General features: G+C 73.2%; 18 protein-coding genes. 9 read left to right on the forward strand and 9 right to left on the reverse strand.

Annotated features, from left to right (window positions below):
• The first annotated feature begins 79 nt into the window (after positions 1–79).
• Together AB0N90_RS20105 and AB0N90_RS20110 are read left to right on the forward strand one after the other, a co-directional pair.
• Complete coding sequence (locus tag AB0N90_RS20105) at positions 80–1,414, forward strand: SWIM zinc finger family protein (RefSeq protein ID WP_365198363.1); 1,335 nt, start codon at positions 80–82, stop codon at positions 1,412–1,414.
• 61 nt (positions 1,415–1,475) lie between these two features.
• Positions 1,476–3,125: a DUF5691 domain-containing protein gene (locus AB0N90_RS20110; protein ID WP_365198366.1), complete on the forward strand. Its 1,650-nt coding sequence runs from the start codon at positions 1,476–1,478 to the stop codon at positions 3,123–3,125.
• 972 nt (positions 3,126–4,097) lie between these two features.
• On the opposite strand, the gene AB0N90_RS20115 is transcribed toward AB0N90_RS20110, so the two are convergent.
• Positions 4,098–4,520, reverse strand: coding sequence for a cobalamin B12-binding domain-containing protein (locus tag AB0N90_RS20115; RefSeq protein WP_361676464.1), 423 nt, complete (start codon positions 4,518–4,520; stop codon positions 4,098–4,100).
• Positions 4,521–4,783: 263 nt separating this feature from the next.
• On the opposite strand from AB0N90_RS20115, the gene AB0N90_RS20120 reads away from it, so the two are divergent.
• Together AB0N90_RS20120 and AB0N90_RS20125 are read left to right on the forward strand one after the other, a co-directional pair.
• A complete protein-coding gene (locus AB0N90_RS20120) occupies positions 4,784–5,641 on the forward strand; it encodes an alpha/beta fold hydrolase (protein ID WP_361676467.1) in 858 nt (285 codons plus the stop codon).
• A gap of 228 nt (positions 5,642–5,869) precedes the next feature.
• The gene (locus AB0N90_RS20125) at positions 5,870–7,384 is read left to right on the forward strand and encodes a peptidoglycan DD-metalloendopeptidase family protein (RefSeq protein ID WP_365198370.1); all 1,515 of its coding nucleotides are present in this window, start codon (positions 5,870–5,872) and stop codon (positions 7,382–7,384) included.
• A gap of 71 nt (positions 7,385–7,455) precedes the next feature.
• Here the strand turns inward: AB0N90_RS20125 and pcrA are convergent, their stop codons facing one another.
• Positions 7,456–9,960: a DNA helicase PcrA gene (pcrA, locus tag AB0N90_RS20130; protein WP_365198373.1), complete on the reverse strand. Its 2,505-nt coding sequence runs from the start codon at positions 9,958–9,960 to the stop codon at positions 7,456–7,458.
• Between the two features lie 267 nt (positions 9,961–10,227).
• On the opposite strand from pcrA, the gene AB0N90_RS20135 reads away from it, so the two are divergent.
• Entirely contained in the window at positions 10,228–11,217 is a 990-nt protein-coding gene (locus tag AB0N90_RS20135) for a tellurite resistance/C4-dicarboxylate transporter family protein (RefSeq protein WP_365198376.1), read from the forward strand.
• Here AB0N90_RS20135 and AB0N90_RS20140 read toward each other — a convergent pair.
• Complete coding sequence (locus tag AB0N90_RS20140) at positions 11,195–11,548, reverse strand: hypothetical protein (RefSeq protein WP_037655947.1); 354 nt, start codon at positions 11,546–11,548, stop codon at positions 11,195–11,197. The genes AB0N90_RS20135 and AB0N90_RS20140 overlap by 23 nt on opposite strands.
• Positions 11,549–11,907: 359 nt before the next feature.
• Here AB0N90_RS20140 and AB0N90_RS20145 point away from each other — a divergent pair, with 359 nt between their 5' ends.
• Positions 11,908–12,978, forward strand: coding sequence for an NlpC/P60 family protein (locus tag AB0N90_RS20145; protein WP_365198379.1), 1,071 nt, complete (start codon positions 11,908–11,910; stop codon positions 12,976–12,978).
• Between the two features lie 64 nt (positions 12,979–13,042).
• Here AB0N90_RS20145 and AB0N90_RS20150 read toward each other — a convergent pair whose 3' ends face one another.
• Both AB0N90_RS20150 and AB0N90_RS20155 read right to left on the reverse strand, forming a co-directional pair.
• Positions 13,043–13,789 carry a response regulator transcription factor gene (locus AB0N90_RS20150; RefSeq protein WP_365198382.1) on the reverse strand — a complete coding sequence of 249 codons (747 nt, stop codon included), beginning with the start codon at positions 13,787–13,789 and terminating at the stop codon, positions 13,043–13,045.
• On the reverse strand, positions 13,786–15,075 hold the full coding sequence (locus AB0N90_RS20155) for a PspC domain-containing protein (protein ID WP_365198385.1): 1,290 nt from the start codon (positions 15,073–15,075) through the stop codon (positions 13,786–13,788). The genes AB0N90_RS20150 and AB0N90_RS20155 overlap by 4 nt, the downstream gene beginning before the upstream one ends.
• 222 nt (positions 15,076–15,297) lie before the next feature.
• Here AB0N90_RS20155 and AB0N90_RS20160 point away from each other — a divergent pair, with 222 nt between their 5' ends.
• Positions 15,298–16,857 (forward strand): PspC domain-containing protein, encoded by a 1,560-nt coding sequence (locus tag AB0N90_RS20160; protein ID WP_365198388.1) that lies wholly within the window; start codon positions 15,298–15,300, stop codon positions 16,855–16,857.
• Positions 16,844–17,053 (forward strand): hypothetical protein, encoded by a 210-nt coding sequence (locus AB0N90_RS20165; protein WP_365198390.1) that lies wholly within the window; start codon positions 16,844–16,846, stop codon positions 17,051–17,053. The genes AB0N90_RS20160 and AB0N90_RS20165 overlap by 14 nt, the downstream gene beginning before the upstream one ends.
• 434 nt (positions 17,054–17,487) lie before the next feature.
• Here the strand turns inward: AB0N90_RS20165 and AB0N90_RS20170 are convergent, their stop codons facing one another.
• From AB0N90_RS20170 to AB0N90_RS20180, 3 genes are all read right to left on the reverse strand, one after another.
• On the reverse strand, positions 17,488–18,000 hold the full coding sequence (locus tag AB0N90_RS20170) for a DoxX family membrane protein (protein ID WP_085566169.1): 513 nt from the start codon (positions 17,998–18,000) through the stop codon (positions 17,488–17,490).
• 165 nt (positions 18,001–18,165) lie between these two features.
• The gene (locus tag AB0N90_RS20175; protein ID WP_365198393.1) at positions 18,166–19,446 is read right to left on the reverse strand and encodes a hypothetical protein; all 1,281 of its coding nucleotides are present in this window, start codon (positions 19,444–19,446) and stop codon (positions 18,166–18,168) included.
• 194 nt (positions 19,447–19,640) lie between these two features.
• Entirely contained in the window at positions 19,641–20,435 is a 795-nt protein-coding gene (locus tag AB0N90_RS20180) for a class II aldolase/adducin family protein (RefSeq protein WP_361676500.1), read from the reverse strand.
• A gap of 176 nt (positions 20,436–20,611) precedes the next feature.
• On the opposite strand from AB0N90_RS20180, the gene AB0N90_RS20185 reads away from it, so the two are divergent.
• Positions 20,612–21,079, forward strand: a complete 468-nt coding sequence (locus tag AB0N90_RS20185) for a pyridoxamine 5'-phosphate oxidase family protein (protein ID WP_365198396.1) — start codon at positions 20,612–20,614, stop codon at positions 21,077–21,079.
• A 23-nt stretch (positions 21,080–21,102) separates the two neighbouring features.
• Here AB0N90_RS20185 and guaA read toward each other — a convergent pair whose 3' ends face one another.
• On the reverse strand, positions 21,103–22,677 hold the full coding sequence (guaA, locus tag AB0N90_RS20190; RefSeq protein ID WP_085566166.1) for a glutamine-hydrolyzing GMP synthase: 1,575 nt from the start codon (positions 22,675–22,677) through the stop codon (positions 21,103–21,105).
• Between the last annotated feature and the right edge of the window lie 182 nt (positions 22,678–22,859).

Genomic DNA, 22,859 nt, shown 5'->3' on the forward strand with positions numbered 1-22,859 from the left:
ACCCCACTGACAATCGCTCTGAACAGCACAAACGCCCGCTCGGAGCCGATTGTCAGTGGGGGGATCTACCGTCGGAGACATGACTGAGCAGGGGGTGCGCTGGACCGCGGACCAGGTGCTGGCACTGGCGCCTGACGCCGCGTCACGCAAGGCCGGCGGCAGGCTCGGCACGGCCGGTCCGTGGTCCGAGGCGGGGAGCGGGAAGGAGTCGGTGTGGGGGCAGTGCAAGGGCAGCGGCAGCAGGCCGTACCAGACGGTGGTCGACCTCATCGGGCCCGCATACAAGTGCAGTTGTCCGAGCCGTAAGTTCCCGTGCAAGCACGCGCTCGGGCTGCTTCTGCTGTGGGCGGGGGACGACAGTTCGGTGCCGGCCCGTACCGAGCCGCCGGACTGGGCCGAGCAGTGGCTCGCGGGCAGACGCGGGCGCGCGGAGGACAAGCGGCCGGACAGCGGTGGTGGGGCCGCCGATCCGGAGGCGGCCCGGCGCCGCGCGGAGCGCCGGGCCGAGCGGGTCACCGCGGGCGCGACCGAGCTGGAGCAGCGCCTGGCCGACCTGCTGCGCGGCGGTCTGGCCGCGGCCGAACAGGCGGGGTACGGCATGTGGGAGGAGACCGCGGCCCGCATGGTCGACGCCCAGGCACCCGGACTGGCCGCGCGGGTGCGGGAGTTGGGGGCGATACCGGCGTCCGGCGCGGGCTGGCCCGCCCGGTTGCTGGAGGAGTGCGCGCTGGTGCATCTGCTCGACCAGGGCTGGCTGCGCCGCGACCGGCTGCCGGAGCCCCTCGCGGCCACGGTCCGCTCCCGGCTCGGCCTGCCCGCCCCGGCGGACGGACCGCCCGAGCGCGACCGCTGGCTCGTCCTCGCCCAGTACGACACGGCGGACGCGAAACTGACGACGCGCCGGGCCTGGCTGTACGGCGCCGCGTCGCACCGCATCCGGCTGCTGCTGTCCTACGGCGCGGGCGGCCGGGCCCCGGAGCTGTCCCTGCCGGTGGGTCTCGCCCTGGACGCCGAGTTGTCCGCGTATCCGGGCGCCGGTCAGTTCCGGGCGGCGCTGGGCGAGCGGTATTCGGCGCCCGCCCCGGCCGGTTCGCGCCCTCCGGGTGTCACCACGGGCGAAGCGGTGGCCCGGTACGGCACCGCCCTGCGCGAGGACCCCTGGCTGGAGTCGGTCCCGGCGGTCCTGGAGCGGGTCGTCCCGGTCCCGGACGGCGAACAGTGGCAACTGGCCGACGCCGGCGCGGACTCGGCCCTGCCCCTCACCCGCGCCGCCCGCTCCCGGCCCGGCCTGTGGCGTCTGCTCGCGCTGTCCGGCGGCGCCCCGGTCACGGTCTTCGGCGAGTGCGGCCACCGGGGCTTCACCCCGCTCACGGCGTGGCCCGAGGGCGGCGGCGAGGCGGTGCCGCTGTGCTGACCGCCCCGCTCCAGTCCACCCGAAGGGAAGGCAACGCTCCATCCGAAGGGAAGGCAACGCGATGAACGGCAGCGCGATGAACGGCAGCGCACCCCGCCCGGACGCCGTGGGCGGCTGGGAGGACCTGGTCACCACCGCCCTCCTCGGCACCGACCGGCGCCCGCCCGCGCGGCTCGCGCCCGGCCGCCCCGCCCCCGTCGCCCTGCTGGACGCGGCCGCCGAGGCGACCGTACGACGACGGGCCGGGCTGCGGCCCGCACCGGCCGGGCGGCGGCCGGAGCGGGCGCCCGAGGATCCCCGCCCGGCGCTGCCCACGGCCGCGGCCGGGCGGCTCGCGGCGCTGCTGGCCGACCGTTCCGGCGGCACCGGCGGTGGGCGGCGGGGCAGTTCCCCGGATCTGATGGAGCTGCTCCCGCAGTGGCTCGCGGCGGCCAACGGACATGGGTACGCGGCCCCCGCGCAGGCGCTCCCCGCGCTGCTGGACGCGGCCCGGGGCCGTACGGACCTGCGCCCGGCGGCGCTGGCCTTCGCGGGGCCCCGGGCACTGTGGCTGGCCCGGTTCAACCCGGACTGGCGGTTCGCCCTGCGTTCGGCCCCCGGCGGCGGCGCGGCGCTCCCGGATTCCGGGGACGCGGAGGCGATACGACGGCTGTGGGAGGAGGGCCTGTTCGCCGAACGGGTGGCCCTGCTGGGCGCGCTGCGGGCCAAAGCTCCCGGCCTCGCCCGCGAGTTGCTGGCCGGTACCTGGCCGACGGAGCGGGCGGAGGACCGGCTGATGTTCCTGGACTCGCTGCGCTCGGGCCTGTCCGCGGCGGACGAGCCGTTCCTGGAGAAGACACTGGGCGACCGCAGCCGCAATGTCCGGGCCACGGCGGCGGAACTGCTGTCCGCGCTGCCGGGTTCGGCGCTGGCCGCGCGGATGGCCGTACGGGCCACGGCGTGTGTGGCCCTGGACCGTTCGGGAGACGGGCCGGTGATCGTGGTGGAGGCGCCGCACGAATGCGACTCGGGCATGGAGCGCGACGGCGTGGTGGCCACCCCGCCCGCCGGCCGGGGCGAACGGTCCTGGTGGCTGGGGCAGTTGGTGGAGGCCGCGCCGCTCGGCATCTGGCCGGACCGGCTCGGCGGGCGCGACGCGCGGGAGATCGTGGCGCTGCCGGTGACGGACGGCTGGCAGGGCGAGCTGCACGCGGCCTGGTGCCGGGCGGCGGTGCGGCAGCGGGACGCGCGCTGGTCGCGGGCGCTGCTCGGCGCCCCGTCGGCACCGGAGGCGGGCGGCCCGGGGGCGGTCTCCCTCGCGGAGCGCGCCAAGCTGCTGGCCACCCTGGATCCGGCGGAACGGGCCGAGTGGGTCGCCGGGTTCATCGCGACCCACGGTCTGTCGGAGGCGTTCCAGCTGCTCGGCGTGTGCGCGGTGCCGTGGTCCGCGCCGCTGGGCCGGGCCGTCGTGGACGCCCTCAACATCGCGCGGGACGCGGGGAGTTATCCCTGGAGCTTCAGCGGCGTGATGGGCCTCGCGGAACGCTGCCTGGACCCGGCCGAGGTGGCCCGGCTCCAGTCCCTGCTGGCGATACCCGACGAACACGAGGACGCCGCACCGGGCGCCGGAGGCTACTGGGCGGAGGCCTTCCAGCGGCTCGTCACCACGCTGCGACTACGGGCATCGATGACGGAGGAGCTGAGCCCGGCGGGGGCTGCGGGCACGGCGTGACAGCGACGACCGGGCGCCGCCGGGGCGGGGGGACCGGCACGGGGGGGCCACGCGGGGGGCGGCACGGGGGGCCCACGCGGGGGGGGCGGCACGGGGGCGACGCGGAGGCCGGGACCGGCACGCGGATGCGCGGGGCGGAACCGGCACGGGGGCGGACCTGCACCGGGGGGAAGAGGCGGGCAGCACGGGCACGCGGGCACCCGGGCTCGTGGGCCACCGGCGGAGACCGGCGCGCGGGGTGGGACCGGCGCGCGGATACGCGGAGCGGAACCGGCAAGGGAGGGCTGACGCGGAGGCCGGGACCGGCACGCGGATGGGCGGAGCGGAACCGGCACGGGGGGCTGCACGGGGGGGGGAAGAGGCGGGCACCATGGACCCACAGGCACGCGGACTCACGGGCTCATGGGCCACCGGCGGAGACCCGCGCGCAGGGTGGGACCGGCGCGCGGATACGCGGAGCGGAACCGGCACAGGGGCGGGCCGACACGGGGGACGGGCCGGGCAGGGCACCACGACCCCACAGGCACGCGGGCTCATGGCCACCCGGCGGAGACCGGCGCGCGGGGGCGGGCCGGAGACCGAGCAGCATGGGCCCATGGGCACCCGGCAGGACCGGCACGCGGAAGCGGGCCGGAGACCGGACACCATGGGCCGAGCGGCCCACCCACCCACGGGCACCCGGCGGAGACTCGCACGCGGAAGCGCGACCGACACAGGAGCGGACCGAGGGCTGGGCACCACGGACCCACTGGCACGCCAACCCAGGGGCACCAGGCGCAACCGGCACACGGAGGCGGGACCGGCGCGCGGGAGCGGGCCGGGGGCGGGGCGGGCGTCGTAGTCCCACGGGCACGCGGCCCCACGGGCCCCCAGCGGCACCGGCCGCCCCGTCCGCCCCGTCCGCCCCGTCCGCCCCGTCCGGCAGCCTGACGGCTCGGCCCGGCCCGGCCCAGGTCGGCCCGGCGCGCCGCCTCAGCCCCCGGACGCCGCCGGTTGCCGCACGTTCTGCCTGACCCACTCCACGATCGACGCGGTCGTCGCGCCCGGGGTGAAGATCTCCGCGACGCCCTTCTCCTTCAGCGGCGGGATGTCCTCCTCCGGGATGATGCCGCCGCCGAAGACGAGGATGTCCTCGGCGTCACGCTCCCTGAGCAGGTCGAGGACCGCGGCGAACAGGGTGTTGTGCGCGCCGGAGAGGATGGACAGGCCGATCGCGTCCGCGTCCTCCTGGAGCGCGGTGTCCACGATCTGCTCGGGCGTCTGGTGCAGCCCGGTGTAGATGACCTCCATCCCGGCGTCCCGCAGGGCGCGCGCGATGACCTTGGCCCCCCGGTCGTGGCCGTCGAGGCCCGGCTTGGCGACCACCACACGGATCGGACCGGCTGCCACACCCATCACTGCCTCCCTCACACGAGCACCTCGCAGAGCGCCCCGCACGCGACCGCGGCGCACGACCGGCGGAGGCGCTCGCCGCCGCCTTCCGACAAGTACCGCACCTTCGGCACGCCCCGCCACCCGTCGCGGGGTGAACGGGCGTTGTCTCCAGCATCCCGCGCCCGGCTGTTTTACGGTGCGCGACGACGGGGAATTCATTGAGTGGGACATGAAGGCACACGGGGGATGGAGCCGTCCTCGGGTGTGCCGACGGGAGGTCGGCCATGAAGGTCACCGGAGTAGTGCCACTCTTCTCCCCGTACACGTACTGCCGTCGCCTGTGGCCCGGCAAACTGGCCGGGCTGTCGGTGACACTGCTGAAGGCGACCGCCCTGGACGCCGCGATCCTGGCCGGACACGTCCTGCTGTATCCGACCGGCCTCTTCCAGGAGCGACTCGCCCCCGCCGTGGCCGTGCCCGACGGCACCGCCCGGCTGCCCGTCCGCCCCGGCCCCCCGGTCGTGCTGCTGCACGGCTTCATCGACAACCGCTCGGTGTTCGTACTGCTGCGCCGCAGCCTGGCCCAGCACGGCGGGCAGCGCGTGGAATCGCTCAACTACTCCCCCCTGACCTGCGACATCCGCACCGCCGCCGAGCTGTTCGGCCGGCATGTGGAGGAGATCTGCGCGCGCACCGGCAGCGACCGGGTGGACATCGTGGGGCACAGCCTGGGCGGCCTGATCGCCCGGTACTACGTGCAGTGCATGGGCGGTGACCTGCGCGTACGCACCCTGATCACCCTCGGCACCCCGCACTCCGGCACTCGGGTCGCGCCGCTGGCCGACGCTCATCCCATCGTGCGCCAGATGCGGCCCGGTTCGGGGGTCATCGAGGAACTGGGCCGCCCCGCGCCCGGCTGCCGCACCCGGTTCGTCAGCTTCTGGAGCGACCTGGACCCGCTGATGGACCCGCTGGAGACGGCCTGCCTTGAGCACCCCGACCTGGACGCGCGCAACATCCGGGTGACCGGCATCGGCCATCTCGCCCTGCCGGTGCACCCCGCCGTGGCGGCCGGGATACGCGAGGCGCTGGACTTCGCCGACGCCAAGGAGGGGCCCGCGAACGGTCTGACGGTGGCGTGAGGCCGTCCGAGCACGCCGTGCGGGTCGTACGACGCCGCCGCACAGCCGCCTGACATCGAACACACATCGAACAGAAAGCCAAACTCGGGTCGAGCGCCCCCCGAAACGGCGCCGAATGCCCTTTTCCGGCTCAGCGAAACCGGCCGAAGATTGTCGCGCCCGCATACCGCCGGGTACAGTCGCCGCACTGCTCTGGCAGCCCCTGTTGTCGAGGCGAAAGAGAAGTTGGTGAACGACCGTCACCCGTCGGGGACCCTGACCACCCCGGCCCCGGCTTCCGACGCCTCCGCGGCGCCCCCGGCGTCGTACGGAACTCCGGAAGTCCCCTACGACGACTTCACCACGTACGGCGGCTACGACGCCACCGGTTTCACCAGTGGTTCCACCCCGGGCTTCGACCCGGACCCGCTCTTCGGGCACATCCCCAGCGATACCCATGCCACGGGTGAATATGCCACTGGCCCATGGCATTCCGACACCGTCCAGAGCCCGGCCTACGGCGCCTACGCGCCCCAGCACCAGGGCGGTTACGACACCGGTGCCTACGACAGCACCGCCTGGACCGTCCCCGCGCAGGCCACCGGCAACGAGGTGAGCGGCCAGTGGGACACCGGCGCCTGGCTGCACCCCGACCGGTCCGGTGCCCCCGACGCCACCCAGCAGTGGGAGTGGGGCACCCAGACCTTCGACACGGGCGCGTACGACGCCACGCAGTGGAACTCCGGCGGACCGGCCGTGCCGACGGGCGCCGAGCAGGACGCCGCGCCGTACGAGCAGGAGGCGGCGCCGTACCAGCAGGACACCGTGGCGTACGAGCCGGAGAGCGCGTCGTACGAGCCGGACGCCGTGCCGTTCGACCAGCAGGAGACCGCGACCTTCGAGGGGTTCGCCGAGCTGGACGGCACCGGTGAACTCGACGCCGTACCGCATCTGTTGGAGGAGCAGCAGGAGCCCGCACCGGCTCCGGCCCCCTCGGGTGGGCGCGCCGGGGCGCGGGCCGGGGCGCGCTCCCGGCGCCGTACGCCCGCGAAGCGCTCCGCGCTGCTGACCGTCGCCGTTCCCTCGGCCTGTGTGGTGGGGGTCGCCGGGATCGCCGCGGCCTCCATCGGCGCCCTGCACGACGACGGTTCCACCGAGACCACCGCCTCCGCCTCGGACGCGCACGCGGTCCAGCCGTCGGCCGCCAACAGCAAGCTGGACACCCAGCTCAGGGGGCTCTCGGCCGGCGCCGACGACTTCGCCGACCGGGCGAGCCGCACCCAGGAGCGGATCGACCTCAAGCAGCAGCAGGACCAGGAGAAGAAGAAGGCGGCCGCGGAGGCCGCGCTGAAGGAACGGCTGCGGCCCAAGTTCATGCTGCCGGTCCTCCAGAAGGGCCTCAGCGCCTACTTCGGCCAGGCCGGCGTCAACTGGATGTCCGTGCACACCGGCATCGACTTCCCCGTCGCCTACGGCACCACGGTGATGGCCGCGACCGACGGCACTGTCGCCACCAAGTGGAACAGCGCCTACGGCAACATGCTGATCCTGACCGCGAAGGACGGCACGGAGACCTGGTACTGCCACCTCTCCCACTACGTCGTCGCGCCCGGTACGACCGTCAAGGCCGGCCAGCCGATCGCCGACTCCGGCAACTCCGGCAACTCCACCGGCCCGCATCTGCACTTCGAGGTGCGGCCCGGCGGCGGGGCGGCGGTCGACCCGCTGCCCTGGCTGCGCAGCCACGGTCTCGACCCCACGTAGCGAAGCCTTGAACGAAAGGGGCCCCGCCGATCGGCGAGGGCCCCTTTCCGTGTCTGCTTTCGCGTATCCGCCTACAGCTTCTCCACCGGCGCGTACCGCAGCAGCAGCCGCTTCGGCTTGGTGTCGCCGAAGTCGATCGTCGCCTCCGCGTTCGCGCCCGTGCCCTTGACCCCGACGACCGTGCCGAGCCCGAACTGGTCGTGGGTGACCCGGTCCCCGACGGACAGCCCGACCACCGGCTTCTCCGCGGTGCGCCGCGTGGCGAAGCCGGACGCGCCCGAGGCCGAGGAACGCGAACGCGACGAGGACAGCGAGGCCGCCACCCCGGACGCGGGCCCGGAGGACAGCGGCGCCGTCGCGCCGGTGCGCTTCCAGTCCACATGCGTGGCCGGGATCTCCTCCAGGAAGCGGGAGGGCGGGTTGTACGACGGCTGGCCCCAGGCGCTGCGCATCGCGGCCCGCGTGAGGTACAGCCGCTCCCGCGCACGGGTGATGCCCACGTACGCCAGGCGCCGCTCCTCCTCCAGCTCCTTGACCTGCCCGAGGGCGCGCATGTGCGGGAAGACGCCGTCCTCCATACCGGTCAGGAAGACGACCGGGAACTCCAGGCCCTTGGCGGTGTGCAGGGTCATCAAGGTGATGACGCCGTCGCCGTCCTCCTCGTCGGGGATCTGGTCGGAGTCGGCGACCAGGGCGACCTGCTCCAGGAAGTCGGCCAGCGTGCCGCCCGCGGCGGGGGCATCCGGTGCCGCCTCGCCCTCCCCGCGCTCCTGTTCGAACTCCAGGGCGACGGCGGCGAGTTCCTGGAGGTTCTCGATACGGGTCTCGTCCTGCGGGTCGGTGGAGTTCTGCAACTCGGCGAGATAGCCGGTGCGTTCGAGTATGGCCTCCAGGACCGTGGCCGGTCCGGCGCCGGACTCCACGATGGTGCGCAAGTCCTCCATCAGCGTGTTGAAGCGCTTGACCGCGTTGGTGGAGCGCGCGGCCATGCCGTACGCCTCGTCCACCCGCTTGAGCGCCTGCGGGAAGCTGATCTTCTCGCGCTGGGCGAGGGCGTCGATCATCGCCTCGGCGCGCTCGCCGATGCCCCGCTTGGGCACGTTGAGGATGCGGCGCAGCGGCACCGAGTCCTCGGGGTTGGCGAGAACGCGCAGATAGGCGAGGACGTCCCGGACCTCCTTGCGCTCGTAGAAGCGGACCCCGCCGACGACCTTGTAGGGCAGGCCGACGCGGATGAAGATCTCTTCGAAGACACGGGACTGGGCGTTGGTCCGGTAGAAGACGGCGACGTCACCGGCGCGCGCCTCGCCCGCGTCCGTGAGGCGGTCTATCTCCTCGGCGACGAACTGGGCCTCGTCGTGCTCGGTGTCGGCGACATAGCCGGTGATCCGCGCGCCCTGCCCCGCGTTGGTCCACAGGTTCTTCGGGCGGCGGGACTCATTGCGCTCGATGACGGCGTTGGCGGCGGACAGGATGGTCTGCGTGGAGCGGTAGTTCTGCTCCAGCAGGATCGTCGTCGCGTTCGGGTAGTCCTCCTCGAACTGGAGGATGTTGCGGATGGTCGCGCCGCGGAAGGCGTAGATCGACTGGTCCGCGTCACCCACGACGCACAGCTCGGCGGGCGGGAGGTCGTACTCGCCGGGCGGTACGTCCGCGTCGTGCGCGCCGGTGCCGACCAGCTCGCGGACCAGCGCGTACTGGGCGTGGTTGGTGTCCTGGTACTCGTCCACCAGGACATGCCGGAAGCGGCGGCGGTAGTGCTCGGCGACGTCCGGGAAGGCGCGCAGCAGATTGACCGTCGTCATGATCAGGTCGTCGAAGTCGAGCGCGTTGGCCTCGCGCAGCCGCGACTGGTAGAGCGCGTACGCCTGGGCGAGGGTCTTCTCGAAGCCGTCCGCGGCCTGCGCGGCGAAGTCCTCCTCGTCGATCAGCTCGTTCTTCAGATTGCTGATCTTGGCGCTGAAGGACTTGGGCGGGAAGCGCTTGGGGTCGAGGTCCAGGTCACGGCAGACCAGGGCCATCAGGCGCTTGCTGTCGGCGGCGTCGTAGATCGAGAACGACGAGGTGAAGCCGAGCTTCTTGCTCTCCCGGCGCAGGATACGCACACACGCGCTGTGGAAGGTCATCACCCACATCGCGGCGGCGCGCGGACCGACGAGCTGCTCGACGCGCTCCTTCATCTCGCCCGCGGCCTTGTTGGTGAAGGTGATCGCGAGGATCTGCCCCGGGTGCACATGGCGCTCGGCGAGCAGATGGGCGATCCGGTGGGTGAGCACCCGGGTCTTGCCGGAGCCGGCGCCGGCCACGATGAGCAGCGGGGAGCCGGCGTGCGCGACCGCGGCACGCTGATTCTCGTTCAGCCCCTCCAGCAGGGCGGCCGCGTCGAGCGGGGGGCGCGGGGCGCCGTCGCGGTAGTGGGTGTCCCGGTCCGGCGGCACGTCGAACTTCCCGCCGAACAGATCCTCCGGGATCGGCTCCGGAGCATGATCGTCCTCGGGGGGCGGCCCATGTTCCTCCTCGTGCCCACGCGGGGCCTGGAGATCCGCCAGGAAGCTGTCGTCAAAGAGGCTGCTCATCGCCTTCCGAGTCTAGGGCGCCCCACCGACAACCGGTCCCGCTCCCGCAAACCCGAGGGTAAAGCCGGGGGAATCACGGAGGGGGAGCCTATGGGAATCCCATACGGGGGCCTTGAAGTCTTGAAGTGGGGGCGGGGTCCACAGGCCACCGCCCCGTCGGCGCCCCCTTCGTTGGCATCCCGCCCGGCCCGTCCCGTCGGGGTGTTTTCGCGCCCCCGCGCGCGTGCCCGTGGCGCTCGGCCCGGGACGCTGCCTAGCATCGGGCACATGTCCGGTCTGCGTACGTGGTGGACGGGCCGGTCACCGGCCGCTGGGACCGCCGTGATGGCGACCGGCATCGTGTCGACGGGACTGCATCTGATCGGCGCCGAGGCACTCTCCCTGGCGGCGCTGGCACTGGCGGGCGCCGCCTGGGCGATGCTGGGCGCCGGTTTCGCACGGCGGCTGGTCCTTGACCGGGGACGCTGGGCGGCCGAGGCACGGAGCCCCGCGGCACTGACGGCCGCCGCCGCGACCGCCGTACTGGCCTCCCGGCTCGCCACACTGGGCCCGCACCCCCTGGCCGAGGCGCTGCTGGCCCTCGCGGCGGTGCTCTGGGCGGTGCTGCTGCCGATCGTCGTACGGCACTGGCGGTCACGGATGCCGGGCGCGGTGTTCCTGTGCTGTGTGGCCACCCAGGGGCTGGTGGTGTCCGCGGCGGCGCTGGCGGCGGCCGAGCACAGGGCGTGGCTCGCGCACACCGCGCTGGTGCTGTTCTGGCTCGGCCTGGTGCTCTACGCCTTCGCCCTGCCCCGCTTCGATGCCCGGCAGGTGCTGGAGGGGCCCGGGGACCACTGGGTCGCGGGCGGGGCGCTCGCCATCTCGGCACTGGCCGGGGCGGGCCTGCTCGCCGCTGGGGACACGGGCGGGCTGTATCTGTGGAACGACGACGACCGCGACGCCCTGCGCACCACGACGGTCCTGCTGCTCGCCCTGTGCCTGGTGGCCTATGTCGCCCTGCTGGTCGCGGAGGCGGTCCGCCCCCGGTTCCGCTACGACCAGCGCCGGTGGGCGACGGTCTTCCCGCTGGGCATGGCGGCCGCGGCGACCCTGTCCGTCGGGACCGCGGTGGGCGCCCCCTGGCTCAGGGGGCCGGGGCAGGTGCTGGTCTGGGTGGCGGTGGCGGGGTGGCTCTGGGTGGCCGCCGGCACGGTCACCGACGCGGTGCGCACGGCCCGCGCCGGGTGCGGTGAGGTCAGGTCCAGAGCACCGCGATGAAGATGTTCGTCGCGGTCAGCGCGCCGACCAGCCCGAACTGTGCCTTGTCGATCCGCTCCTCGTCCCGCTTGACGTAGACGAGGCCGAGGATCACGATCAGCAGCGCCAGCTTGATGCCGATCTTGATGGTGTTGATCTGGGCACCCTGCGCCTGATTGAGCCCGACCAGGGCCACACCGGTGACCAGCATGGTCAGCGCTCCGTGCAGCATCCCGGGCACGAACCGCGCCGTGCCCTGGCCCATCGCCTTCATCTGGGTAAGGAAACCACCGAGCAACGCGGCGATGCCGATGATGTGCAGGCCGACGAAGAGATGGATGAGTACGTCCATGGAGCGGGAGCCTAACCAGCGCCCCGCGACCGCCCGTCACCGCCCCCGGTCATGCGCGCATCCCGCACCAATGCGCCCCATAGCACCCCACCGCCATCCCCTTCATCACTTCTCGCCCTTCGATCACCACGCCACATGAAGGCGACACCCCGAACCCTTCGACACGGTCACATACGGGCATGTAACGCCCCATCAAAGCCATTTCCGCACACCGCGTTACCAACTCGTCACCGTCCGGCTTAGCGTCCTCCCCCAGGCACCCGGCCTCAGCCGCCGGGTCCGCATCGGATGTACGGATGTACCAGATGAATCGGTCGCATCGACCGGCATCGGTCGTACGAAAGGACGTGACGGCACAGGTGGCAGCGCATCGCAGGCCACGGCAGCACCCGTTCCGGGGTCGTACGGCCCGGACGGCGGCCATCCTCGCCATGGCGGGGGCGGCCACCGCGACGGGCTTCGACGGCACCGGACAGGCCGAGCCCCGGCTGACGCCGACACAGGTGAAGACCGAGGTGGACACCCTGTACCGGGAGGCCGAGACCGCCACGCAGAAGTACGACGGCGCCAAGGAACAGGCGGACTCGGGCGAAGCCCGGCTGAACTCACTGCGCGACGAGGCCGCCCGCAAGACGCAGAAGCTCAACTCCGCCCGGGACGCGCTCGGCACCTTCGCCGCCGCGCAGTACCGCTCCGGTGACATCGCCCCCGCCTGGCAACTCGCCCTGTCCAGCGACCCGAACCGCTACCTGGACGACGCCGCCCTCGCCGAACGCGCCGGCGACCGGCAGGCCGCCGCCGTGTCCCAGGTGCGCCGACAGCTCCAGGAGATCGAGCGGTTGCGCGGCGCCGCCCGCGTCGAGCTGACGTCGCTGAAGTCCCACCAGGACGAACTGCGGCGGCAGAAGGCGTCCGTCACCGGCAAACTGACCGAGGCCCGACGGCTGCTGGCCGAGCTGACCCCGTCGCAACGCGACCAGGTGACCGGCGCGGACGACACCGGCGGCACCGCCCCGGGAGTCGCCTCCCGGCCGGCCGACGGCACCCGGCAGGCGTCGGCACGGGCCGTCGCCGCCCCCGACTCCCGCGCCGCGGCGGCCGTCGCCTACGCCTTCGCCAAACTCGGCAGCCCCTATGTGTGGGGCGCGACCGGCCCCCACTCCTTCGACTGCTCGGGCCTGGTCCAGGCCGCCTACCGCTCCGCCGGGGTGTCCCTCCCCCGCACCACCTACGCCCAGATCGACGCCGGCCGCCGTGTCTCCCGCTCCGAACTGCGCCCCGGCGACCTGGTGTTCTTCTACTCCGGCGTCAGCCACGTCGGCCTCTACATCGGCAACGGCCGCATGATCCACGCCCCCAACCCCTCGGCCCCGGTCCGTGTGGCCCCGATCGACCAGATGCCGTTCGCGGGGGCGACGCGGGTGGTGTGAGGGGCCCCGCGAGTGGGCCCGGACCGCCAGGGATCCGTCCCGCCGGGGATCCGTTCCGCCGGGGTCAGACCAGTCGCCGCGCCGTCGCCCACCGGGTCAGCTCGTGCCGGTTGGACAGCTGGAGCTTGCGCAGGACCGCCGAGACATGGGACTCGACCGTCTTCACCGAGATGAAGAGCTGCTTGGCGATCTCCTTGTAGGCGTAGCCCCGGGCGATCAGGCGCAGCACCTCCCGTTCGCGCTGGGTGAGGCGGTCCAGGTCCTCGTCCACGGGCGGGGCGTCGGTGGAGGCGAAGGCGTCCAGGACGAAGCCGGCCAGCCGCGGGGAGAAGACGGCGTCCCCTTCCTGGACCCGGAAGATCGAGTCCACCAGGTCGGTACCGGTGATGGTCTTGGTGACATAGCCACGGGCGCCGCCGCGGATCACCCCGATGACGTCCTCCGCCGCGTCCGACACGGACAGCGCGAGGAAGCGCACCGGCTGCTCGGCGTCCGCCATCAGCGCCGCGCACCGGCGCAGCACCTCGACCCCGCCACCGCCCGGCAGATGGACGTCGAGGAGGACCACCTCGGGCCGGGTCGCGCCGATGACGGTGACCGCCTGGTCGACGTCCGCGGCCTCGCCCACCACCTCGACACCCGTCGTGGCGGTCTGACCGATCTCCGCCTGTACGCCGGTACGGAACATCCGGTGGTCGTCCACCAGCACCACCCGTACGTGCCGCCCGCCCGCACCGCCGCCGGCGAGTCCGCCGATCGCGGCGGCCTCCGCCGACTCCGCCGTGCCGTTCGCCTCGGTCCCGTCGCTCATGCCGTCTTCTCCGCCCTCTCCATCTCCAGCTCGACCTCCGTGCCGCCCCCCGGTACCGCCCGTAGCCGGGCCGTGCCGCCGTTGCGCTCCATGCGTCCGATGATCGATTCCCTGACACCCATGCGGTCGGCGGGTATCGAGTCGAAATCGAAGCCCGGGCCGCGGTCGCGCACGGACACGAACACCGTTCTGCCCTCGACCTCGGCGTAGACCTGCACGGCGCCGCCGTCGCCACCGTACTTGGCGGCGTTCACCATCGCTTCCCGCGCGGCCTGCATCTGCGCACCGATCCGCTCGTCCAACGGGCAGTCGCCGACGACGACCACCTCTATGGGCACCCCGTGCTTGTCCTCGACCTCGGCCGCATTGCGCCGCACCGCCTCCGCGACCGTGTCCGGCTCGTCGGCCTCCTCCTTGCCGGTGCCCTCCGGCTTGTAGAGCCAGGTGCGCAGGTCGCGCTCCTGGGCGCGGGCGAGGCGGCGGACCTCGCCCGCGTTGTCCGCGTTGCGCTGGATCAGGGTGAGGGTGTGCAGCACGGAGTCATGGACATGGGCGGCGACCTCCGCTCGTTCCTGGGCGCGGATGCGCATCAGCCGCTCCTCGGAGAGGTCCTGGGTCATCCGGACCAGATACGGACCGGCGAGCAGGGTGATCCCGACGAGGACGGCGAGCGCGGCCTGGAGGACGGCCCCGAGGTGCGCGGCCGAACCCTGGAGGACGAAGATCGCCGAGACACCGGCCGTGACCAGCAGGACACCGGCGGCCGCGCGGACCAGGGTCAGGGTGCGGCGATGCCGGCCGACCTCGACCCAGCGGGCCCGGCGGGCGTTGTCCGCCTGGCGCCAGACGAGGGCGACACCGGCCGCGACGAGCACGGCGGGGACCAGATACGCCTTGGCCGCGCCGGTCGGATTGACGCTGCCCACGAAGACCATGGACACGATGACCATGAGGAGCAGCGCGACCATCTGGCCGCGGTCCGGCTTGCGGGCCACGAGTCTTCTGCGGCCGCCGGGCGTGGTCTCGGCGGCGACCGGGGACGTCTTCTGTCCGCCGACGCCACCGACACCGAGCGGGACGAAGAACCAGAAGGCCGCGTACAGCAGCGCGCCCAGACCGTTGGCCATGAACAGGCCGACGAACGCGAGCCGGACCCAGACGACGGGCAGCCCGAGATGCCCGGCGAGGCCCCGCGCCACTCCGCCGAGCCAGCGTCCGTCGCCGCTGCGGTAGAGCTTGCGCGGCGGCCGCGGGTCGTCGAGTGGCAGGCTTGCGGCTTCCGGCATGGCATCGATGGTCACACGGCCGGCCGGGGCGGGGCATCAGGGTCCGTCCCCGAGACGCCCCTGATCTTCCCCGGGGCCGGGTCGGGGGCCTCGCTCCCGACCCGGTTCCGGCCGCTCCGCGCAGCTCGAACGCTTCCCCCGGCCCGTCTCAGGGCCGATTTCAGGGTTCGCCCAGGGTTGTCCCGACTGCCGCCGCGCCGCCCCGGCCGTCACCATGGACTCATGACGGATCACGAGCACGCCGCGACGGGTCCGGGACCCGGCGGCCCACGCCCGGCCCCGGGCACCGGGCCGACGGATGCCGCGCCCGCCGCGACGGAAGGGACAGGCGCGGCCACCGGCGGCACCGCCCCTCGCACGGAAGGCACGGGGAAGACGGAAGGCACAGAGAAGACGGACAACGCGGAGGGGACGAACGGCACAGGCGCCGGCCCGGGCCAGGCCCAGGCCGAGGGACAGCCGCAGGGACCCGTGCGGCAGCCTGGTCCCGCCGAGGACGCACCCGAGCGGTTCCGGCGCGGGCGCCGGTACAAGATGATCGCGGGCGTGTGCACAGGGCTCGGCCGGCAGGCCGACATGGACCCGGTGATATTCCGGATCACCCTGGCCGTCCTGTCCGCGACCGGCGGCATCGGTCTCATCTTCTACGGCTTCGTGTGGCTGCTGGTGCCGTACGAGGACGAGGACGAGAACGAACTGCGCAAGCTGCTGACCGGCCGGGTCGACGGCCAGGCGCTGGCCGCCGTGCTGTTCGCCCTGGTCGGCTGCGGGACCTTCCTGACCATGCTGAGAAACGGCGCGGCGCTGGCCTTCGCCGCGGTGCTCTCACTGATGCTCGCCGGTGCCGGGTACTGGTCGCGGCGCCGTGGCGCCCCCGACCCCGACCCGCTGGCCGCACAGGCCGCCGCCGACGCGCCGCCGGAGGCGAAGGCGCCGCCGGTCGCCATCAGCTACCCGTCGTGGTGGCGGGACCCGATCGTCAAGGACGGCACCCATGTCGGCGGCACCGGCTATCTGTGGGGGCCCGGCGACGCGCGGATCCGGGACGGAGACCTGCTCTCGGTCGTCGACGTCCGCCTCGCCACCCCCTGGACCCACCCCGGCGCCGCACAGCAGCCGCCGCGCCCCGCGCCCCCGAAGCCTCGTGGACCTCGCTGGATAGGCGGCCCGGTGTTCCTGCTGGCACTGCTGGCGGGCGGCCTGGGCTCCGGGCTGACATGGCACACCCACACCCTGGGCGCCAGCCTTCAGACCGGACTCGCCTGTGCGCTGGCCGTCTTCGGCCTGGGCATCGCGGTCAGCTCCTTCCTGGGTCGCACCGGCGCCGGGACGGTGTTCCTGGCGATCGTCACCGCCGCTCTGCTCGGCGGCGCGGCGGCGATGCCCCGGGACATCACCACGCACTGGCGGGAGACGTCCTGGATACCCGGCGCCGCGGCGCAGGTCCAGCCGGCGTACGAACTGGGCACGGGCCGGGGCACCCTCGACCTGACCCGGGTACGCCCGGCCAAGGGGCAGACCGTCAGCACGGACGCGCACATCGGGGCCGGCCAGCTGAGGGTGATCGTGCCGGCCGACGCGACCGTGCGGATGAACATCGATGTGGGCGTGGGCGACATCAAGTTGCCGGGAGAGAAGAACGGAAAGGACGTGGACGTGCTGCCGCAACGGCACCGGGCAGTGACCCTGGCACCGGCCGAGGGCGGCAAGGACAGCGGCACCCTGGATCTCACCCTCGAGGTCGGGGCCGGAGAGGTGGAGGTGAACCGTGCTGCGCCATGAGTTCCGGCCGGGGAAGCTGGTCGCCGGGTTGTTCCTCGTCGCCACCGGGGTGGTGTTCGCCGGGGACGCGGGCGGCCTGTGGAAGACCCCCTGGTTCGCGATCGTCCCGCTGGTGGTGGGCGGCCTGTGCCTGGCCGGTGCCACGGCGACGCTCAACCGGGCGATACGTGGGCGGAGCAGAACCGAGCAGGGCTAGAGCCTGTCTGCGGCCTCCGGGGCCGGGGTCGCGCATCGGTCGGGGTCGCGCATCGGTCGGGGTCGCGCATCGGCCGAGGGCGCGCGCGAGGTCACTCGACGGCGATGCGAGATCACGCGACGGCGAGCCGCTATCGTGCCCGACGGCTCCGACGGCACCCCGGCGCGACGGCACGGGAGGGGACGGCGGGGACGACGGCACCGCGAGGATGCGACGCGGCGGCACCGAGTCGGCCGACCCGAGTACCCGGCAGCTTCCCGCAGGCCGGGAGGCATCCCGCAGACAGCCGATCCCCGGACCACCCCCGCAACCCGGCTCCGCGGCCCCGCCCCAGCCCCGCCCTGGCCTCGGCCCTCAGCCCCAGCCCCGCCCTGGTCTCGGCCCCAGCCCCCAGCCGCGACCTCGGCGCCCGGCGCCCTACCCCCTCGACCGTCCTACAGATAGCCGAGCGACCGCTGCCGCCCTCGTGCGCGCCATGCCGCGTCCAGTGAGAGATACGGGGCTCCGGCGAGGATCAGGGGGAGCCAGGCCATCAGGTAGGCGAGGTCGTTGCCGTAGTAGTACGGGGTCGTCGCCCAGCTCATGGTCAGCCAGAGGCTGAGGGAGATCAGCGCGCCGCCCAGTGCGGCGAGGCGGCCGAGGAGGCCGAGGAGGGTGGCGATGCCGACGGCCAGTTCGCCGAGGGCGATGGCGTAGCCGAAGCCGACCGGGCTCTTCAGGGCGAGGTCGATCAGGGCGGGGAGGGCGGCGGTGCCGCGGGCCGCGTGCATGGTGTCGCCGATCGAGCCGGCGCCGGCGGCCTTCATGAAGGCGCTGTCGGTGAGCTTGTCCAGACCCGCGTAGAGGAAGGTGACGCCGAGGAAGACGCGCAGGGGCAGCAGGGCGTAGTGGGCGGCGGTGTCCCGCCAGCCGTTGCGGCTGTTCAGCCGGGGGGTGCGCGTGTCCATCCGAATACCGGTCATCCTGCCTGCCGCCTCTCGCCCGCTGTCCCTGCCGTACCTGCCCGCTCTCCCGACCATATGTATGACAAGGAGGGGACGCTCAATCATCGCCCGGGGGTTTTTCCGGATTTCAGGCGTTCGTATGAGAGGAGGATCGCGAGTGGCGGATGCTCACTCGGTGATCTGGACCGTGTAGCGGTTGGTCGGCACTCCGGCCGCGGTCACCACCTGGACGTCCACCGAGCCGGGCTCGACGTCGGCCGGGACGGGGACGGTCAGGACGGTGTCGGTGGGGTTGCGGAAGCCGCCGGTGACCGGGACCAGCGGGACGTGGACGTCGACGGCGCCGATGCGGACGACCATGCGGGAGAGCCGTTCGGCGGTCCGGGCGCCGGGCGGGACGAAGCCGGTGCCGCGGATCTCGATGTCGTCGCCGGTGCGGATCGGGCCGTCCAGATCGCCGGGCTCGCGGGCGCGGACCACGGAGAGGATGACCGCGCGGCCGCCCTCCGCGTACTTGCCCGCCAGATAGGTGGCGGCCGAGATCAGGACGACGACCGCGAGCCCCCAGGGCAGGTCGGGCAGCTGGTCGGGGCGGCGGGCGAGCCGGACGGCGGCGAAGACCAGGGCGACGGCGCTGATGGCGACGTACTGGATGTCGGTGAAGGCGCCCCGGCCGGAGTCGTCGGTGAGCAAGTCGGCGGCGCGCGGGCGGTGGGCGGGGACCTTCTGCAGCCGCTGGGCGAGGATGCGCAGGCCCACCACCCGGCGGACCAGGACGGCGATCCCGCACACCACGGCGAGGACGGTCACCACGCCGGCGCCGCGGGCGAGGTCGAGGCCCGAGATGAGCGCGTCGCGTTCGGCGTGGTCGGAGGCGGCGGCCAGGCGGGCGGCGAGCAGCAGTACGGCGTAGCCGATGAACAGGACCCAGCAGACGGCGACGGAACGGGAGGTGGACATGCGATGGTCCTCGCCGATCACCGGGGCGAGAGCGCCGCCCCGCGCCCGGTGGAACCAGCAGGCGGCGGTCAGCGTGCCGGCCACGACGAGGGCGGCGAGCAGGGCCGCGGTGCGGGCGGTGGTCCAGCCGGCGCCGATCGCGGTCAGCGCCTCGCCGAGCAGCAGGGCGAGGACCGCGCCCCACACCGTGCACAGGGTGCGCAGCCACAGGCGGGTGAGCCACATCTCGCCCTCGGCGCGGCCGCGTTCGGCGACGGCCTCCGCGCGCTGGGTCAGCTCCTCGGAGACCCACTGGCGGGAGGCCGAGGGAGAGTAGGCCACGGCGGCGGGCAGGCCCTGGCCGGCGGCGAACTCGTCGCGGCGTCGCAGGAACGTGGCGACGGCCCGCCGGTGTCCCTCGCGGGCGCCGTGCGGACAGTCCCCGCAGCCGCAGCCGCCCTCATGGACACCCTCGGCGTCCGCGCCCTCTCTGGCCTCCTGCACCGCCACGTCCGACGCCCGCCTTCCCCGCGACCTCGCGGCACGGCCGACGGCCCCTCGGTGAGCCGTCCCGCCGCCGTGCAACTCCCGTACGTCAACAGCGAATTGTGCCCTACCGGGACCGGCCGGGGGCCGCCGACATGATCCTGAAGGGTGAACTGTCGAGCAGCGGGTTGACGCGGCCGCTCCCGCCGCCCCGGGGCTCAGCCGAGCAGGTCGGGTTCGCTGTGGGTGACTTCCCGCCAGAGGGGCTGGTAGTTGATCCAGGCCACGAGGTCGCCGCCGAGTTGCTCGCGGGTGGCGACGGCGAGTTTGTGCTCGATGAGGACCGGGCGGCCGGCCGCGCGGGCCAGCAGCTGCACCTGGCAGGAGCGGTCCATGGACAGGAACCACCAGGCGGCGGCGTCCACGGAGCCGCCGACGGTGAGCAGCCCGTGGTTGCGCAGCACCAGCGCCTTGCGGGAGCCGAGCGCGGCGGCGATGCGGCGGCCCTCCTCGGCGTCGACAGTGACACCGGTGTAGGCGTCGTAGAGGGCGGCGTCCTCGTAGAAGGCGCAGCTCTCCTGGGTGAGGGGGTCGATGAGGTCACCGAGGGCGGCGAGGGCGCGGCCGTGCACGGAGTGGCAGTGGGCGACGGCGACGACGTCCGGGCGGGCGGCGTGGACCTGGGCGTGCACGGTGAAGGCGGCCTGGTTGACGTGGTAGCGGCCCTCGATGACCTGTCCGTCCTGGTTGACGAGGACGAGGTCGCTGACGGTGACGTGCCGGAAGGGCATGCCGAAGGGGTTGACCCAGAAGCAGTCGCTGAACTCCGGGTCCCGGGCGGTGATGTGGCCGGAGACGCCGTCCTCGAAGCCGTTCCGCCCGAAGATCCGCAGGGCTCCGGCGAGCCGTTCCTTGCGGTGCCGGCGCTCGTCCTCGACCGAGTCGTGCATCGGCGGCATGGCGAACTGCAGCTGGTCGGTGGACAGCGGCAGCGGCGGGGTGGGCCCGGACATAGGTCCTCCAGCGCTGGTAGGGCGGTACGGGCCGGAAGTTACCTCCGGTCAGCCCAAAAGGGCAGGGATGTGCCGTAAAGATGGCGCGCAGATGAGGATCGGGCGGGGCACCGAGCGGAGATCCGGACGGGAAAGGCGACAGGAGATGTCGGGTTGGGGAAGCACACTCGGCCGGTATGAACTGGGCAGACTTCACGGCGGCCGAGCCGGATTTCGCGGCGGCCGTCGAGCGGCGCTTCGGCGCCTTCCGGCACCATGTCCTCGTCACCCTGCGCCGGGACGGCTCGCCCCGGCCCTCCGGGCTGGAGGTGCGCTTCCTCGGCGGCGAGCTGTGGCTCGGCATGATGCCGGGCTCACTGAAGGCCCGCGATCTGCTGCGCGATCCGCGGTTCGCGCTCCAGGCCAATCCGGGCGAGGGGGCCGACATGGCCGGCGGGGATGTGCGGATCGGCGGGCGGGCCTACGAGATCGAAGAAGGGGCGGCGAAGGCCGGATATGTGGAAGAGGTGGAACCGCCGGAGCCGTTCCACCTCTTCCGCACCGAGTTGACGGAGGTCGTACGGACCTGTGTCGAGGACGACCGCTGTCTGGTCGTCCGGGTCTGGAAGCCGGGAGAGCCGGTGCGGACTCTCAGGCGGACCTGAGCCTCAGGGGAGGCCGGGGAGGCCTACTCCCACTCGATGGTGCCCGGCGGCTTCGAGGTGACGTCGACGACGACGCGGTTGACGTCGCGGACCTCGTTGGTGATGCGGGTCGAGATGCGGGCGAGGACGTCGTAGGGCAGCCGGGACCAGTCGGCGGTCATGGCGTCCTCGGAGGAGACGGGGCGCAGCACGATCGGGTGACCGTAGGTGCGGCCGTCGCCCTGGACGCCCACGCTGCGGACGTCGGCGAGCAGGACCACCGGGCACTGCCAGATCTCGCGGTCCAGGCCGGCCGCGGTCAGCTCCTCGCGGGCGATGGCGTCGGCGTCGCGCAGCAGGTCCAGGCGCTCCTTGGTGACCTCGCCGACGATGCGGATGCCGAGGCCCGGACCCGGGAACGGCTGGCGCTGGACGATCTCGTCCGGCAGACCCAGCTCCTGGCCGACCATCCGGACCTCGTCCTTGAACAGCTTGCGCAGCGGCTCGATCAGCTTGAACTCGAGGTCCTCGGGCAGGCCGCCGACGTTGTGGTGCGACTTGATGTTGGCGGTGCCGGTGCCGCCGCCGGACTCGACCACGTCCGGGTAGAGGGTGCCCTGGACCAGGAACTCCACGGCCGGGCCCGCGTCGGCGATGATCTCGGCCTGCGCCTGCTCGAAGACGCGGATGAACTCCCGGCCGATGATCTTGCGCTTCTCCTCGGGGTCGCTGACCCCGGCGAGGGCGTTCAGGAAGCGCTCCTCGGCGTCGACGACCTTCAGCTGGACGCCGGTGGCCGCGACGAAGTCCTTCTCGACCTGCTCCGTCTCGCCCTTGCGCATCAGACCGTGGTCGACGTAGACGCAGGTCAGCTGGGAGCCGATGGCCTTCTGCACCAGGGCGGCGGCCACCGCGGAGTCCACGCCGCCGGACAGGCCGCAGATCGCGCGCTTGTCGCCGACCAGCTCGCGGATGGCCTCGACCTGCTCCTCGATCACATTGCCCGTGGTCCAGGTCGGCTCCAGGCCCGCGCCGCGGTACAGGAAGTGCTCAAGCACCTGCTGGCCGTGCGTGGAGTGCATGACCTCGGGGTGGTGCTGGACGCCGTAGAGCTTCTTCTCGTCGTTCTCGAACGCGGCGACCGGGACCAGGTCGGTGGACGCGGTGACCGAGAAGCCCTCGGGGGCGGCGGAGCAGGCGTCGCCGTGCGACATCCAGACCTGCTGCTCGTCCGGGGTGCCCTCGAAGAGGGTGGAGGAGGACTTGGAGACATGCAGGTCGGTGCGGCCGTACTCACGGGCGCCGTTGTTGTCGACGGAGCCGCCGAGGGTGAGCGCCATCAGCTGGAAGCCGTAGCACATGCCGAAGACGGGGACACCGGCCTCGAAGAGCTCACGGTCGAGGCGGGGCGCGCCCTCCTCGTACACCGACGAGGGGCCGCCGGAGAGGATGATCGCCGCGGGCTTCTTGGCGAGCATCTCCTGGACCGGCATGGTGCTCGGCACGATCTCGCTGTAGACCCGCGCCTCGCGGACGCGTCGGGCGATGAGCTGGGCGTACTGCGCACCGAAGTCGACGACCAGGACGGTGTCGGGGGCAGTGGGAGTCGCTGATGACACGGGGTGCCTTCTGGTGGTCCGGGCGGGGGTCTGTACTACGAGTCTAACGGTGCGGGCGCAAAGCCCTCCGCCGAGCCGGAGGCCCGCACGGACGGGCCGTCGCACCGGACCGGGACAGCCTGCCGCACCGGACCGGGACGGCCCCCGCGCCGACCGAGGACACGGCCGCCGTACCGACCGCG

Source organism: Streptomyces sp. NPDC093018 (genome assembly GCF_040684035.1).
GTDB classification, from domain to species: domain Bacteria; phylum Actinomycetota; class Actinomycetes; order Streptomycetales; family Streptomycetaceae; genus Streptomyces; species Streptomyces murinus.

Coding starts and splice junctions, on each gene's coding strand:
- AB0N90_RS20105 (WP_365198363.1), top strand. CDS start 80: ATGACTGAGCAGGGGGTGCGCTGGACCGCGGACCAGGTGCTGGCACTG.
- AB0N90_RS20110 (WP_365198366.1), top strand. CDS start 1,476: ATGAACGGCAGCGCGATGAACGGCAGCGCACCCCGCCCGGACGCCGTG.
- AB0N90_RS20115 (WP_361676464.1), bottom strand. CDS start 4,520: ATGGGTGTGGCAGCCGGTCCGATCCGTGTGGTGGTCGCCAAGCCGGGC.
- AB0N90_RS20120 (WP_361676467.1), top strand. CDS start 4,784: ATGAAGGTCACCGGAGTAGTGCCACTCTTCTCCCCGTACACGTACTGC.
- pcrA (WP_365198373.1), bottom strand. CDS start 9,960: ATGAGCAGCCTCTTTGACGACAGCTTCCTGGCGGATCTCCAGGCCCCG.
- AB0N90_RS20135 (WP_365198376.1), top strand. CDS start 10,228: ATGTCCGGTCTGCGTACGTGGTGGACGGGCCGGTCACCGGCCGCTGGG.
- AB0N90_RS20140 (WP_037655947.1), bottom strand. CDS start 11,548: ATGGACGTACTCATCCATCTCTTCGTCGGCCTGCACATCATCGGCATC.
- AB0N90_RS20150 (WP_365198382.1), bottom strand. CDS start 13,789: ATGAGCGACGGGACCGAGGCGAACGGCACGGCGGAGTCGGCGGAGGCC.
- AB0N90_RS20155 (WP_365198385.1), bottom strand. CDS start 15,075: ATGCCGGAAGCCGCAAGCCTGCCACTCGACGACCCGCGGCCGCCGCGC.
- AB0N90_RS20160 (WP_365198388.1), top strand. CDS start 15,298: ATGACGGATCACGAGCACGCCGCGACGGGTCCGGGACCCGGCGGCCCA.
- AB0N90_RS20170 (WP_085566169.1), bottom strand. CDS start 18,000: ATGGACACGCGCACCCCCCGGCTGAACAGCCGCAACGGCTGGCGGGAC.
- AB0N90_RS20180 (WP_361676500.1), bottom strand. CDS start 20,435: ATGTCCGGGCCCACCCCGCCGCTGCCGCTGTCCACCGACCAGCTGCAG.
- AB0N90_RS20185 (WP_365198396.1), top strand. CDS start 20,612: ATGAACTGGGCAGACTTCACGGCGGCCGAGCCGGATTTCGCGGCGGCC.